The organism is Paenibacillus sp. HJGM_3 (genome assembly GCF_045062745.1).
Taxonomy (GTDB): domain Bacteria; phylum Bacillota; class Bacilli; order Paenibacillales; family NBRC-103111; genus Paenibacillus_AA.
In genome coordinates this window covers 248,304-261,642 of record NZ_JBJGED010000005.1, presented here as the reverse complement: position 1 = coordinate 261,642, position 13,339 = coordinate 248,304, and the positions used below count along the sequence as shown (strand labels likewise).

The following is a 13,339-nucleotide window of genomic DNA, read 5'->3' as shown; positions in this document are numbered from 1 at the left end:
CATTTGATAATTTTTTCTTAACTCCTATAAGGTTCGAATGGCGCTTTCTATCTTCGACAACGCTTCTTCCAATACGGGGCGCGGCGCGGCTAAATTCATCCTCATGAAACCCCCGCCTTCCTCACCGAATCCAGTGCCGGCATTAAGCGCCACTTTCGCTTGCTTCCACATGAAATTCTGGAGGGCATCAGGTGTGAATCCGAGTGCGCGGCAATCGATCCAAGCAAGATACGTGCCCTCCGGCCTTATAACCGACAGCTGCGGAATTTGCTGATTGACAAATTCGATTAAGTAATCCACATTCCCCTTGATGTAATTGAGCACCTGTTCGAGCCATTCATCCCCGTACCTGTAAGCTGCGTCGGCGGCCGTTAGAGAAAAGGGGTTGATTAATGTGAGATGCGCCTTCTCCATAAAGGCATTGAATGTCTCCCGCAACTGCGGATCGGGAATGACAATGAAAGACGATGCCAGCCCTGCCATGTTAAACGTCTTACTTGGCGCCATACACACAATCGTCCGGCTTTCAATCCGGGGATCGGCCATTGTGAGCGGAATATGCTTAAATGGTTTGAATACGAGATCCGAATGAATTTCATCAGATACGATAATCAAATCATGTTCGATGCAAATTTGTGCGAGCTGCTCCAGTTCGCCTTGGGTCCAGACTCGCCCGATCGGATTATGGGGGCTGCAAAGGATGAGCATTTTCGCCTGGCTTGTTTTTGCTTTTTTCCGTAAATCGTCGAAATCCATTTCATACCTTCCATTCGCGAGTATGAGCGGATTCAACACCAACTCCCGTCCATTCGCTCTCACCGTATCGAAGAAAGGGGGATAAACGGGGGGTTGAATGATGACGCGGTCTCCCGGCACCGTGTACGACTGGACGCAAGCATTCAAGGCGCTCACCACACCAGGAGAGTAGCAGATCCACTCCTTCTTCACCCTCCAGTGGTGGCGACGGTACATCCAGCCGGCAACCGCTTCAACCAGAGAATCAGTTCGTCCTGTGTATCCAAAAATTCCGAGTTCCACTCTGCGTTTCAGCGCCTCGATAACGGCAGCAGGTCCACGAAAGTCCATGTCGGCGACCCACATTGGAGTCAACCCCTTTTCCCCGAAAAACTTCTCAATCATCCCCCATTTGATGGAGCCGGTCTCGCTCATGTCGATGATTTCATCAAAAGAAAAGTTCATTTTCCATTCCACCTCACCATACTTTGTTGTTTCATTTTCCTCCTACAGTTACACATGTTGTCTAATCATATGCTTGCGGCTTGTTTTACCCTATCTATTTTTTTATCTTCAATAGCCCAGAACCTATTCCCATACGGATCGCAGAACCTCATTATGGGTTCGCCTCCGCCTCCATTGGGAATAATTTCACCTACGGCTACGCCGCTCTTAATTAATTCTGTACGTAATTCCTCAATATTATCTGTAGAAAATTGAATGCTGTAATGCGGATTCTGTTGAATATCACCTGTGTACCAAAGGCTGTTTTCATCGTCCTCTTCACCAAAAAGCAATATTTCTTGTCCGTTTTCGAGCATAAGGCTTGCAATTCCCATTTTCCAAACGAGTTGAAATCCCAATACATTCACATACCATTCAATGGCCTTTTCGTATTCATCGGTATTACTACCTGATTTAGTAACGGGAATGCCTACCAAAAATTTTTTCACACGGATAGCCATCTCGATTTTCCTCCATTATTTCTTTGGATTATATAAATTAGTCAGCATACCAGGATGTTTCAATTTTCACTTAGATATAAAAGCCCTCCATTCGGAGGGTTGAGTCGTTATGTTTATGGCTGCCAGACTTCCCACAAGTTGCCGTCCAAATCATAAAATTTGAAAGTTGGGCCGCATTCTCGGCTTTCGGGAATCTCGCTTGCGATCCGCACTCCATTCTCTATAAACCGATCGAACAGCTCTTGAATGCGTGGTGTAATGAAGCAGCCGACAGGGACACGTTCACCATTATTGCCGGTAAATCCTAATCGTCCGCCTTCTGCATTGGATTGGATCAGAAACATTGCGGGAACCGTTTGTCTTAAGCCCACACCAGGCAGCTTATCTTCTTGATCAGGAAAACGCAAGATCGCAATTCCCGATCCAGGTTTGACGGGCTCGTGTGCTTTAGGTTGTCGACATCCTAAATTTGTTCGATACCATTGCACCGATTCGTAGACATCTTGCACTGGAACGTAAATGCATGTAATTCCTGTAATGTCCTCCAGCTTGTCTTCTAATTGAATTTCTTCCGTTTGGTTTTGACTCATCTAAGTCCCCTCCACTTGAATATATTACCAGCCAGAATCAACTTTGTTATTCCTGTGTTTTTGGCGCTTCGCGCTGCCATACGTTGAATTTGTTGCCATCCGGGTCCTTGAATCGGAACTGCAGGTTGCAACCGCCGTAATCTTTGATCGGTTCTACATTTGCTCCATGTTCTCTGAGCGATTCATGCAGGGTGATGATGTCTTCGGTCTCGAACGTCAGGGAGAACATCTCGAAATTGTCTCCCTCCCAATGATCGGTAGTGAAATTCGCGTGGGGCCGGTCTTTGCTCTCCATGAGAAATAGCCATTGACCGCTTCCCATGATCATAATGCCGCCATCGGGCTTGAATGCTCGCAGCCCCAGCACCCGCATATACCATTCCCGGGCTCGAGCCGTATCGGCTACGGGAATGTAGTTGCAGTGTACGCCTTTCAATAACGGTTTCGTTGCTTGTTTCCGTGTTGCGCCCGTTTCGGACGATATTGGTTGCATGAGGAACCTCCTATTTGGATTGACTTCCTTATATAGACGAACGATCATTTTGAAAACCGTCGTCTCGTTAAAAAATTTATTTTTCAGAGAAAAGCCCGAACTTATTGCCGTCCGGATCAAAGAAATGTACTTGACACCCGGGAAAACCTCCGGACTCATCCATCTCGACACGTACTCCCTGCTCGCTCAGCACTTCGGATATGGTCACTGCATTTTCGACATGAAACACTAACACGGGTAAGTCCGAATCGGTCCAGGCGGCCATCACATCCGGCTCGACCTGGATAAGGAACAGCGTATGACCCATCGGGAGCTTAAGATGTCCGTTCGTGTCGATCGGGAGACCAAATTGATCAGAGAACCATTCCGTAGAACGGCTGCGACTGGTGACGGGAATGTAGTACTGTCCGGCTTGCTTAATAATGCGCTTGACGACTTCGGTCACGATAGCTTCTCTCGAGGAGACCGCCCCGAATTGATCGGCCCACGCGGCCAGGAATTCATCCCGCATCAGCTTGCGGTTTCTTCGAAGCCGGCTGTCAACGGCATTCACGGAGAGATGGAGCAGCTTCCCGATTTCCGCCATCGGTTTCTCGCAGACATAGAACAGCAGCAGGATGGCACGGTTCTTCTTGTCCAGCTGGTCGAGGGCGCTCCATATATCCATACGCATTTCCTTTTGTTTAAAACCCTCTTCCGTTGTATGCAACGGCTGGTCGGAAAGTAGCTTTTGCCCCAATCGAGCTTGGCGATCCTGCTTCCTCTTCCAATCAATGCTTAGACGGGTGGCGATCGAATAAATCCAACTGCCGAATTTGTCCGGATCCTGCAGCGTGTGCAAGCTGGAGAACGCTTTCACAAACGTCTCCTGGGCGACATCCTGGGCCAGATGATAGTCTCTCAGAATTCCGTAAGCGACGGCACAGACTGAGTTGGAATACGAGCGAACGAGCTCTGCGAAAGCTTCGACATCCCCGTGGGAAGCAGCCTTGACTAGTGCATGCATAGAATGAAAAACCGTGCCTCCCCCTTGATTTGCCCTATGAATACAATTCGGGAGGCACGGTCCGTATTCCTCTAGGATACCACTGTTAGGATTTTTGAATTTACGGCTTTGGCTCCCAAACTTCGATCATGTTTCCGTCCGGATCGTAGATTTTGAATGCCCACCCGAAGCCAAAGTCGTTGATCTCGGTAGTGCGGACGCCATCCGCTCGCAGCTCTTCGAAGAGCATGCGAAGACCGGTAATCTTAAAGTTCATCAACGGCATATACGCCCCGCCCTCGGTCCATCCTGTCGTGGCGAAATTCGATGTCGTGCCGGAATCGCGCATGACCTCCATAGATAAGAGTACCCCGTCATTGGTCATCGGCTTGCCGGCTGCACTTCGCTTCATGTGGAGATGCCTGATATACCAGTCGGTCGATGCCTCTGAATCGGTGACTGGTACAGATATGCCGGAAATTCTTAGCAGTGCAGGGACGTTTTCCTGCATCGGTTGCGTATCGGAAGCCGGACTTTGCCGAACTTGAAACTTATTCCCGTTGGGATCGACAAAAACGAACTGAAGCCCACCGTCTCCTTCGTCCTGCATCGATTCCACAGGGACCCCGCTCCTCACCAACTTTTCGTACAACTCTTCGATCTGATTGGTCTCGAAGCAAAGCGCAAACATTTCATTAAGGCTTCCCGTCGTATGAAAATTGGATGTGCGGCCCGGCTCGGTTGGATTCAGCAAAAACATCGCACGGTTGCCCGGCAATAAGACATCCCCTCGGGTCGCCGGCAAATTGAAGTGTTTTGCATACCATTCGCAGGTTGCTTCTACGTCGGCGGCAGGCAAATAAACACAGTCGACGTATTCCGGGCCGGCATATGCCTTCAATTCTCCAGGAGATTTCACGTGTTACTCACCCCACCACCAAAAGTGATACGGTATCCATCGACATCTTTAATTGTGAATTCGCTCCAATGCTTGGAGTAGTGAGGACCATCAACTATTTCTACACCCTTAGCACGACATTCATCAACTAAGAGGTCCACGGCATCTGTATAGGCATAAACATCAAAGTACAGACCGCCTGTTAATGAAGAAGCGGGTCTTACATCCTCTTTATTAATAGCAGGGTGTAAAATAAAAGTAATATTACCTCTAGAAACGTGAACATGTCGAACTTTCGGACCACCAATTTCCTCATATTTGAATCCAAGATTTTTATAAAACTCAGAAGCACTTGTTAGATCCGAAACCAGTAAAACAATAGAGGATCCAGAAATACTTGCTACTACCGCCTGTTCGCCCATTTTATCGCAACCTTTATTGAGTTTTTGTAATACCGTATCTTCGTTGTGCTATGGTGTCCCGAGGGAGTTTGACAAAGGTGCATATAAGTCTTGAAGTTTGCCGTCCAATACACTAGCTAGTTCGTTCAGGGTCTCTTCGACATCGGCACCTTCAAACACAATACGTGCCAATGCAGGATTTACATAATCATCCAATAATTTATACAAAGCTGTACCTGCTGCGATTGGAAGTTGTGCGCTCTTTGTGAGTTCGATCAACACCGCATTGCGATAAGGATCATTATCATGCCCTACCTCTGAATATACCGAGCGAAGAGGAGCGATGGACCCTTCAGTTACAAGCAGGGTCAACTCATTGCTAGTAGAGGTCATTTCTCTCAGGAGCGCCCAGGCTAAATCAGGGTTAACCGTTTTGGATGAGATGCCTAACCCGCAAACCCATGGTTCGTTTACTCTTTGTCCTTTGTTGAATTGCGGGAATCCTGCAATGCCAAGATTCTCTTTTTACTGTGGTTGGATTTCATGCAGCATGACAAAGTAATCAAGAATCATCCCGGCTTTGTTTCGAAGCAAATCGCGATTAGTAAAATACTCTTGGGTCGCCCGTGCAACTTGGTGTTTGCGCACAAGATCAGCTGCCCACTTTATGGCATGTACAGCTTGCGCACTATTGGTATAGCCGGAAGCCCTTGTTTTAGAAGGTGATAACCAGTCTGTTCCAGCGATCAGAAGTAGAAGGCCGATATACTCTCGGTGAAACGAAATCCGGGCCGCAAAACCTTCATCTCCGTTCAATACATTGGCACGCTGCAGCCTTACTGCTATATCCAGAAAATCGTCCCACGTCCAATCTTCGTCTGGATATGAAATCCCGGCCTTATCAAACCATTGCTTGTTATAGAAAATGCCTTTCATAGTGGCACTTAGAGGCAACACAGCAGTTCGTCCTTCAGGTTGAACCATGCCGATGATAGTAGGGTGGAACAGACGATCCAATTGATCATGCTGTCCAAGCCATGTATTCAGATCAATCAAAAGTCCATCCCTACTGCAATCCACAATGTCGCCGTTAAACAACTGTACAAGATCGGCATTGGATTCCCCGGTGTAGAGGCTATTTCGGATCTCACCATTAGGAAGCACTTGCACAATTACATCGACCCCAGGGTTAAGGGTTTCGAAGCGGTTAGCGATCGCTTCCACAGCCTCTTTTTGCCACGGTTCATCGATATGGACGATTAGTTCCATGAATGCACACCCTTATTATTGTTTGTTCTACAAGGAATGACGTCACGCGTATTAACGCGTACCATAATCATTAATTTCAATTTTTCTCCCGTCTGGATCAAAAAAAGCAATCTCTTTGCCACAGCCGCCACGATCTTTGATTCCATCTGTGGCAAGTTCCACACCTTTTTCTTTCATTCTTTCATAGATCTCCTCAATATCTTTCACCTGAAACATCAGAATCGCATGATTATACCCTTGTATATTATTAAAATTCATTGAAAACTTATCGTTGGATTGTACAAAAAATAAACTTCCCCCGCCCGGAATATCTTTTGAAAATTTTAATACAACAAGATCTGCTTCAGGGTCTAGCGGGGCGAAGTCGGCTGCTTCTAAATCAAAAATCTCGCCGTACCATTTTGCAGTCAGATAAGGGTGTTTAGCCGGCAAATAAATGCATGATAAATTTAGCAATTTCGGTTCCAGCTTTGTTGCAGCAGGCATCATCTTTTCATTCATCTCTTTCTTCCTCCCTTATAATTAAACCATTACTTAAACATGCCCGCTCCGAACAAGATGACGTATCCATCCGGATCGCGAACTCCAAACTCCTTCCAAAGCATATCGCCTTGATCCTCAACCTTTATTTCGTATGCAAATCAGAAACTAATCGGATTTGATTCATAGACAACCTCCTGTCGGTAAGAATGTGCGTGTACGTACGTTTGTTTTCATAGTCATCGCTCCTCGTGAGGGGATACTTAGAGGGATGCCAATGGCTTTCAGCAAACTGACATCCTAAAACATTTATTTTTCAAGCAGTCGGATCGCAATGCGGTTCGCATCCGGATCTTGAATGACGATGCCCGTCATACCGCTGCCCAAATCGCCGGGTCCGAATAGGATGGGCACGTTCATTTCTTTTAACCGCTTGCATGTTTTGCCCAGATCTCTCGTGTGAAGCCTGATTCGGGTATCTCCGTGGTTCGACTGGAATTTATTGATGAAAGCGACTCTCCCTTGCACTGAAAAAATGTCGGATGATTCCACAGACGATGCTACGAGTAGTAACTGACTGTACGCGGTACTCGAAACTGCCGTATCTTTGACTGTGAAGCATAACCGCTCGATTTCCGGCTCGACAACCGCATCCGTCTGGCGGTCGTCTACGCTCGTATACGGGAAAGGACCGCTCGTGAACAGCACTTGATTCCCGTCCGGATCGGCTGCAACGAAAAACTGAATATGAACACCGCCGCGATCCAGTCGATAAACGATGTCCCAACGCTGCCGCATCGCTTCCTCGAACGTCCTTTCAATATGACTGCTCTGTACGATGAGCGATGGACGCCAGTCCGTATGCATCAAATCGAGCCGGGCGTCCATTAACACGAGTCCCGGACCGGATGACAGCCGCAGCACCCCGATCGGGCCGTCCTTCATTCCCGGGATGATCTGCAGCCCAAGAAGTCGGCAATAAAATTGAAGCGACCGCCGCAGATTGTGGCACTGCATGACGGCCGCATCGAGCCGGTAAGTGGGGCGTTCCGCCGTCTCCACCTCCAATCGCCCTCTTCCGAACGAATAGAACGGGCTGATCGGAATATACGCCTGTATGGCGTCCGAGCCGGTGGCGAGCGAGAAACGCAGCAGGCCGGCCATTTCGTCTGCTGTCCGGACGCCGGCCGCTTCTTGCGCCTTCGCCGATCGAAGCAGCTCTGTTGCCCTTTGGATTTCCCCGTCACTATGCGGATCGCCGCCTCCGGGGAAAGGAAAATACTCACGCAGCTTACGGAATGATTCGGCGACAGCTTCGTACTGATGTTGGGCCAACCGCATCAGTTCGGCCATTCGCCCTCCGAAGCGCGTGTCGTTTGCCCACTTCAGCGACTGCTCCTTTAAGAAGAGGGAAGCATGATCGCGGCACCAGCCATATACCATCAGGCAAGATGCGTTCCCGAGAGGGTCGATCGTTTTATTCTCGAATGCATCGATCCACGCATCATAGGCCAGCAGGCCGTTTGTGCATGCGCCGAATGTATAGTCTTGGCCAGCGGAATGGCGGACAATCCATTCAAGAAGCCGTAGGAATATGATATCTGACGCTTCCTCCTCCTCCGCTTTGAAGCAAGCGTACGCATATAGCTCTTTGGAGGGAACCGAACCGGTCAGGTTGTTTCCGTAGTATAGATGGGTATAGGGAATCGACTTGTCCGCCCGTGTATCCATTACTTGCAGAGTTAGGTTGATGTCGTCATAACCGTATATTAGTGAACCTTCATAATGAAGGCCGTTATTCAAGTAAACGGGAATCCCCGCATCGATCGACTCCCGGATCATGTCGAGCGTAAACAGCAACTTGCGTGTTTTGTGTGGACTATCCTGTGCATGCCGGTAATGCTGGTAGTCGACATACCGGGAGTGCAGCCCGAGATTCCGGAACGCATTGGCGAGGAATGTATCCCAGTCCCACAGCATGGCGCTGTCGGGACCGATGTTTTTGGTTCGGACGTTAATGAGGAACGCGTAACCGGAAACTCCCATCACGTCCGCCATCGACCGCACCTGCCCAGCATACGGGAGGAGATGATATAAACAGGTCGGTATTGCCATATCGGGATGGATCGGCCGATCACCGAATAACCCGGGCTTTTGCAGGCATACGGCCCGTAAGCCGCTTGTTGCGAAGTGTGCTTGGATTCGGCTGCGCAAATCGAGCTCGATTTTTTCATCCTCAACCTTTTTGCGGATACGGGAAATCATCTTATGTACGCTGTTCAGGGTCGTATCGAAATAGTCGGCAATTTCCTGCGGAGTCAGCTGCTCGTAGAAGTGCTTCTCAAAAACTTCGCGCTCGCGCGGTCCTAGACCTCGGATGAGCCAAAGCATAGTCTCCGGCAAATTTGAGTTCAGCACTTCGTTTGTGACTTCATTGTCGTAGGGCTGGGTGGAGCGTTTTTTTTCGGACAGCTGATATAGAACGGTTTCCAGATTGCCGTAATCCGGCTCCGCGTCACCACTTTCGTAGCTGCTGAAAGGACGTTCGTTCCGGTAAGGCCCGCCGCGTCGCAGCTTCATCAGAGCCTGATTTCGTACGATCCTTCTCAGCCAAGGCAAAAACCTTCGCATATTGACGAGCGACCCGAGCTTCATAAACGCTCGAATTAGTGCTTCCTGTACGATATCTTCGGCCATATGCGCATCGCCCGAAACGTCTTGCTTGGCCCAGGCGAATGCTCTGTCCCTATGTCTGGCAAGCAGCTCGTCGAACGCTTCGCGATCCCCTAGACGGGCCTTGATAACCAATTGTTCGTCGCTTAGCGGTTCCGGCGCCAACGATTCATCCGGCACGGTCATCGATTAATCATCCTTTTCGTCCGAAGTTTATCGACTAAAAACCGCAACCACATCAACTTGAACATTGAAACCAATATCACTTTTGATTACGGTTCGTACTGGATAAGGAGATTGGAAAAAATCGGTATAAACTCCCTCAAAGAGTTGAGGTGTTACATAATCATAGTTAAGAACCGCTGTAACTTTCACTACGTCACTTAAATCTAATCCCACTTCAGCAAGAACAGCTCGTACATTTTCTAGCGTTTGTCTAACTTGTTCTTCTGGGGTACACTCGAGGGTGCTGGGACCTTGACCGGCAACATATAGAGTATCGTTCACTCTAATGGCTTGCGAGTAGGCTAAACCGGTCGAATTTTTTACACCAAAATATTCTTTCAATACCATTCACCCCGTCTGAGCAATTCTAAATCTAACAACACAATAGTACCACATGTTGGAAAATAATTTCGGTAATGTCGGCAAGTTCTTGACAAGAAACATGGGGAAATAAAAGCAAAAAGCCGCGAATTTCGCGACCTTGTAATGTAACCCTATTCACGTAGCGGACCGGACCAAACCTTCTCGACCGACGACGTGAGCCTCGGCGCGAGAATGCCGAAGCTTTTTGACCATGACTCCATTATAATGATGAAAGTGACCCTCTGAGTTGAGAAAATGCTTGTTAAGTAAAATCTTTTTTCTATTTTCTCCAAAAAGTTGAATAGCCTGCCTTATCCAAAATATTAAACTCGATCATTTTCTCAAGTAATTCGTAATTTATCGGCTCATTCCACGAGATTCGAAACAAGCCTTTGGTAGCGCTGTAGCCAGCTTGTGCAATGTCATCGGCAAAGTGCGCTATGGCTGCTTCTTCGGGTGAAACGCTCAAATGCTGCTTCGCTGTGGAAAAGCCAATGATATATGTTCCGTGATCTGAAAACATGGGCGTATTCCACTTGATGATCGGTACCAAATTCGGGAATTTATTAGCAACCCACGCCAAAATTTCCTCTGTTCGGTCACGGTGGTCAGGGTTATCAATTCGAGATAAATACTCTGCAAAAACTTCCATATTGTTCCCTCCTAAAATAAGAATTCTTTCGTCAGTATAACATTTTTTAGGTTTCTAACAGCAAACGCGAAAAACCGTCCCCTCAACCCACGGGGACGGTTCCATGAAAAGCCGATTATTTCGCATTGTAAGCGTCGGTGAGCGCCTTAAGCGCGTCTTCACCGCCCGCCTTTTGCCACTTGGAGATGAATTCGTCGAAGGCCGAGATCGGCATCGCGCCGGTGATGATTTTCAGGAAATACTCGTTTTTCAAATCGAGAATTTCCTTGCTCTTTTTGTCGGCGGCTTCAACCGGCGGCAACTGATCGATGACGTTTTCATACTTCGACGGCTTCAGCAGCGGATTGAAATAAGGCGCGAACCCTTTTTGCTCCATGCGCTGCAGGCCGAGCTCGATCGTATCGAACATGTTGTAGTAGACGCGGAATCGGATCGTATCCGCCGCCGGGGTGGCGACATACTGGCCGTTCTTCTTCTCGTAATGCTTGCCTTCGACCCCGAAGGAGATGTAGTCGATCAATTCATTCGTCGCCACTTTATTCAGGAACTGCATGACTTCTTTCGCCTTTTTGCTAGCCCGCGGCACGATCATATAGCGGGTCACCGAGCTGTTTTTGGCCATGCCGTAAGCTCCATTTTTGCCCGTCACCGCATCGATGTAGCCGAGGTCGGACGATGGAATCTTCGCTTTGACGGCATCGCCCGTCGTTTTGGCGTCCGCCCAGCCCATCGTGGTCATAAACGCTTTGCCGCCGACGAGCTTCTCCTTCACGTTCTCGATTTTGTTGACGACCGATTCCTTATCGAGCAGGCCCTCGGAGTAAAGCTTGTTAGCGAAGGCGAGGAAGTCCTTGGCCGCCGGCGACACCGGGTTGTAAACCGTTTTGCCGTCCTTCATCGAATAATCGACCGGAGGGATGAACATCGCCGCGATCCCGTCCAGCCCGCTCAGCCCTTGGGCCAAATTCGCCGTATAGGGGATCATGTCCGGCTTTTTCTCTTTTACCGTCTTCAGCAGCGTATAGAAATCATCCTGATTTTTCGGCTCGGACAATCCCAGCTCCTGCAGCAAATCCTTGCGCGTCAGGAAGCCGGAGTTCGGCGTGCCGAAGTAAGCGGCCCGGATCGCGTACAGCTTCCCGCCGGAGCTCGCCGATCGCATCTGCTCGGGCGAATAAATCTTTTTGATATCCGGCCCGACCTCATTCAGCAGCGTATCGAGCGGAGTGAGCAGCCCCTGCTGGACGAAGCTGCCGAACAGCGTCTTGTCGTTCATGATGATCAGATCGGGCGTATCGCCGGACGCCATGGTGAGGTTCAGCTTTTGACGGGCGGCCTCCGCATCTTTGGGTAAGAGCTCCCACTGTACATCGAAGCCCGTTTTCTCACGGATCCCGTTCGCGATTTCATTGTTGTTGATATCCGACCCGCTCGGGAACTCCTCCACGTTGTTCGGCACCAGCACCTTAAGGGTCACTTTGCCCGCCGGTGCCGCCGAGCTCGATCCACCGGCCGGAGCGGCAGAGGGCGAAGCCTGAGAATCCCCACCCGATCCGCCGCACCCTGCAAGTACGGCCCCTAGCACCAGCGTCGCCGCCAGCGTGGCCCCCATCTTTTTCCCATACCTTACTTTCATCGATGACGCCTCCCATTATCGATTTTCTTTTGGACGGCAGCGTCGAGAAGCCGCCGAACCCGCCCTGCTCGCTTCTATCTCAGCCTTTTACGGCGCCGAGCACAACCCCTTTGACAAAGTACCGCTGCAAAAACGGATAAACCACTACGATCGGCAGCGTCGCCGCCACCACCGTAGCCCCGCGGATCGACTCCTGCGAGACGTTCACCTGCGCCAGCATATCGACGTTGTTGCTCGCGTCCGCCGCATTCAGCAGCATCTCGCGCAGGTACACTTGCAGCGGCATCAGCTTCGCGTCATTGATATACATCAACGCGTCGAAATAGCTGTTCCAATACTCCACCGCGCAGAACAGAGCGATGGTAGCGATCACCGGCATCGCCAGGGGGACCATGATCGAGACCAGGATGCGCACGTTGCTGGCGCCGTCGATTTTGCCTGATTCCTCCAGGCTGTCCGGCAAGTTCATGAAGTACAGCCGAACGATGATCATATTGAACGGGCTGACGAGGGCCGGCACGATCAGCGCCCAATACGAATTGATCAGCCCCGCGCCCTTGACGACGAGATAGGTCGGTATGATCCCGGCATTGAACAGCATCGTGAATACATAGAGCATCATGATTGCCTTCTGCCCCTTCAGCCGGCTGCGGGACAGCGCATAACCGGTGCACACCGTAAGGATGACATTGAGGAGCGTGCCGACCATCGTGATGTACACCGAGTTTCGAAACGAAGTAAGAAATTTCTGGCTGCCCAGCACGATGCCGTACGCATCGGTCGTGAAGTGAATGGGCCAGATCAGCACCTCGCCGGCCATCACGCTCGCTTCGTCGCTCAGCGACTTCGCGGCGATATTCAGCACCGGAATGAGGCAAGTCAGGATAATCAGCACGAGCAAGGTGTAATTGAACCATTCGAAGATCGCTTCGCCTCTCGTTCTCAACCGCATGTCGAGTCCCCCGCTTTCCTTC

15 protein-coding genes are annotated in these 13,339 nt (G+C 49.7%); all 15 read right to left on the bottom strand.

Translation table 11 applies throughout. From position 1 onward, the window contains the following. Window positions 1-24: 24 nt before the first annotated feature. Window positions 25-1,200, bottom strand: a complete 1,176-nt coding sequence (locus ACI5FR_RS08215) for a MalY/PatB family protein (RefSeq protein WP_405452841.1) — start codon at window positions 1,198-1,200, stop codon at window positions 25-27. Between the two features lie 65 nt (window positions 1,201-1,265). Beyond that, window positions 1,266-1,700: a VOC family protein gene (locus ACI5FR_RS08210; RefSeq protein ID WP_405452839.1), complete on the bottom strand. Its 435-nt coding sequence runs from the start codon at window positions 1,698-1,700 to the stop codon at window positions 1,266-1,268. A gap of 113 nt (window positions 1,701-1,813) precedes the next feature. Then, complete coding sequence (locus ACI5FR_RS08205) at window positions 1,814-2,290, bottom strand: VOC family protein (protein WP_405452836.1); 477 nt, start codon at window positions 2,288-2,290, stop codon at window positions 1,814-1,816. Between the two features lie 46 nt (window positions 2,291-2,336). Continuing rightward, window positions 2,337-2,783 carry a VOC family protein gene (locus ACI5FR_RS08200; protein WP_405452834.1) on the bottom strand — a complete coding sequence of 149 codons (447 nt, stop codon included), beginning with the start codon at window positions 2,781-2,783 and terminating at the stop codon, window positions 2,337-2,339. 76 nt (window positions 2,784-2,859) lie between these two features. Further along, a complete protein-coding gene (locus ACI5FR_RS08195; RefSeq protein WP_405452831.1) occupies window positions 2,860-3,789 on the bottom strand; it encodes a sigma-70 family RNA polymerase sigma factor in 930 nt (309 codons plus the stop codon). Window positions 3,790-3,889: 100 nt separating this feature from the next. Then, complete coding sequence (locus ACI5FR_RS08190) at window positions 3,890-4,669, bottom strand: VOC family protein (protein ID WP_405452828.1); 780 nt, start codon at window positions 4,667-4,669, stop codon at window positions 3,890-3,892. 14 nt (window positions 4,670-4,683) lie between these two features. Continuing rightward, the gene (locus ACI5FR_RS08185; RefSeq protein ID WP_405452825.1) at window positions 4,684-5,088 is read right to left on the bottom strand and encodes a VOC family protein; all 405 of its coding nucleotides are present in this window, start codon (window positions 5,086-5,088) and stop codon (window positions 4,684-4,686) included. Between the two features lie 48 nt (window positions 5,089-5,136). After that, on the bottom strand, window positions 5,137-5,460 hold the full coding sequence (locus ACI5FR_RS08180) for a hypothetical protein (protein ID WP_405452822.1): 324 nt from the start codon (window positions 5,458-5,460) through the stop codon (window positions 5,137-5,139). A 132-nt stretch (window positions 5,461-5,592) separates the two neighbouring features. After that, window positions 5,593-6,336 (bottom strand): ABC transporter substrate-binding protein, encoded by a 744-nt coding sequence (locus tag ACI5FR_RS08175; protein WP_405452819.1) that lies wholly within the window; start codon window positions 6,334-6,336, stop codon window positions 5,593-5,595. A gap of 51 nt (window positions 6,337-6,387) precedes the next feature. Next, on the bottom strand, window positions 6,388-6,837 hold the full coding sequence (locus tag ACI5FR_RS08170; RefSeq protein WP_405452816.1) for a VOC family protein: 450 nt from the start codon (window positions 6,835-6,837) through the stop codon (window positions 6,388-6,390). Between the two features lie 288 nt (window positions 6,838-7,125). Then, a complete protein-coding gene (locus ACI5FR_RS08165) occupies window positions 7,126-9,675 on the bottom strand; it encodes a sigma-70 family RNA polymerase sigma factor (RefSeq protein ID WP_405452814.1) in 2,550 nt (849 codons plus the stop codon). 27 nt (window positions 9,676-9,702) lie between these two features. Continuing rightward, complete coding sequence (locus ACI5FR_RS08160; RefSeq protein ID WP_405452811.1) at window positions 9,703-10,056, bottom strand: RidA family protein; 354 nt, start codon at window positions 10,054-10,056, stop codon at window positions 9,703-9,705. Window positions 10,057-10,357: 301 nt separating this feature from the next. Then, window positions 10,358-10,729, bottom strand: coding sequence for an iron chaperone (locus ACI5FR_RS08155; RefSeq protein WP_405452808.1), 372 nt, complete (start codon window positions 10,727-10,729; stop codon window positions 10,358-10,360). Between the two features lie 115 nt (window positions 10,730-10,844). Beyond that, window positions 10,845-12,365: an extracellular solute-binding protein gene (locus tag ACI5FR_RS08150; protein ID WP_405452805.1), complete on the bottom strand. Its 1,521-nt coding sequence runs from the start codon at window positions 12,363-12,365 to the stop codon at window positions 10,845-10,847. 79 nt (window positions 12,366-12,444) lie between these two features. Further along, on the bottom strand, window positions 12,445-13,317 hold the full coding sequence (locus ACI5FR_RS08145) for a carbohydrate ABC transporter permease (RefSeq protein WP_405452803.1): 873 nt from the start codon (window positions 13,315-13,317) through the stop codon (window positions 12,445-12,447). Window positions 13,318-13,339 lie beyond the last annotated feature (22 nt).

Bases quoted from the DNA above. Each gene is read 5' to 3' on its own strand.
- ACI5FR_RS08215 (WP_405452841.1), bottom strand. From the start codon at position 1,200: ATGAACTTTTCTTTTGATGAAATCATCGACATGAGCGAGACCGGCTCC.
- ACI5FR_RS08210 (WP_405452839.1), bottom strand. From the start codon at position 1,700: ATGGCTATCCGTGTGAAAAAATTTTTGGTAGGCATTCCCGTTACTAAA.
- ACI5FR_RS08205 (WP_405452836.1), bottom strand. From the start codon at position 2,290: ATGAGTCAAAACCAAACGGAAGAAATTCAATTAGAAGACAAGCTGGAG.
- ACI5FR_RS08200 (WP_405452834.1), bottom strand. From the start codon at position 2,783: ATGCAACCAATATCGTCCGAAACGGGCGCAACACGGAAACAAGCAACG.
- ACI5FR_RS08195 (WP_405452831.1), bottom strand. From the start codon at position 3,789: ATGCATGCACTAGTCAAGGCTGCTTCCCACGGGGATGTCGAAGCTTTC.
- ACI5FR_RS08185 (WP_405452825.1), bottom strand. From the start codon at position 5,088: ATGGGCGAACAGGCGGTAGTAGCAAGTATTTCTGGATCCTCTATTGTT.
- ACI5FR_RS08180 (WP_405452822.1), bottom strand. From the start codon at position 5,460: ATGACCTCTACTAGCAATGAGTTGACCCTGCTTGTAACTGAAGGGTCC.
- ACI5FR_RS08175 (WP_405452819.1), bottom strand. From the start codon at position 6,336: ATGGAACTAATCGTCCATATCGATGAACCGTGGCAAAAAGAGGCTGTG.
- ACI5FR_RS08170 (WP_405452816.1), bottom strand. From the start codon at position 6,837: ATGAATGAAAAGATGATGCCTGCTGCAACAAAGCTGGAACCGAAATTG.
- ACI5FR_RS08165 (WP_405452814.1), bottom strand. From the start codon at position 9,675: ATGACCGTGCCGGATGAATCGTTGGCGCCGGAACCGCTAAGCGACGAA.
- ACI5FR_RS08155 (WP_405452808.1), bottom strand. From the start codon at position 10,729: ATGGAAGTTTTTGCAGAGTATTTATCTCGAATTGATAACCCTGACCAC.
- ACI5FR_RS08150 (WP_405452805.1), bottom strand. From the start codon at position 12,365: ATGAAAGTAAGGTATGGGAAAAAGATGGGGGCCACGCTGGCGGCGACG.
- ACI5FR_RS08145 (WP_405452803.1), bottom strand. From the start codon at position 13,317: ATGCGGTTGAGAACGAGAGGCGAAGCGATCTTCGAATGGTTCAATTAC.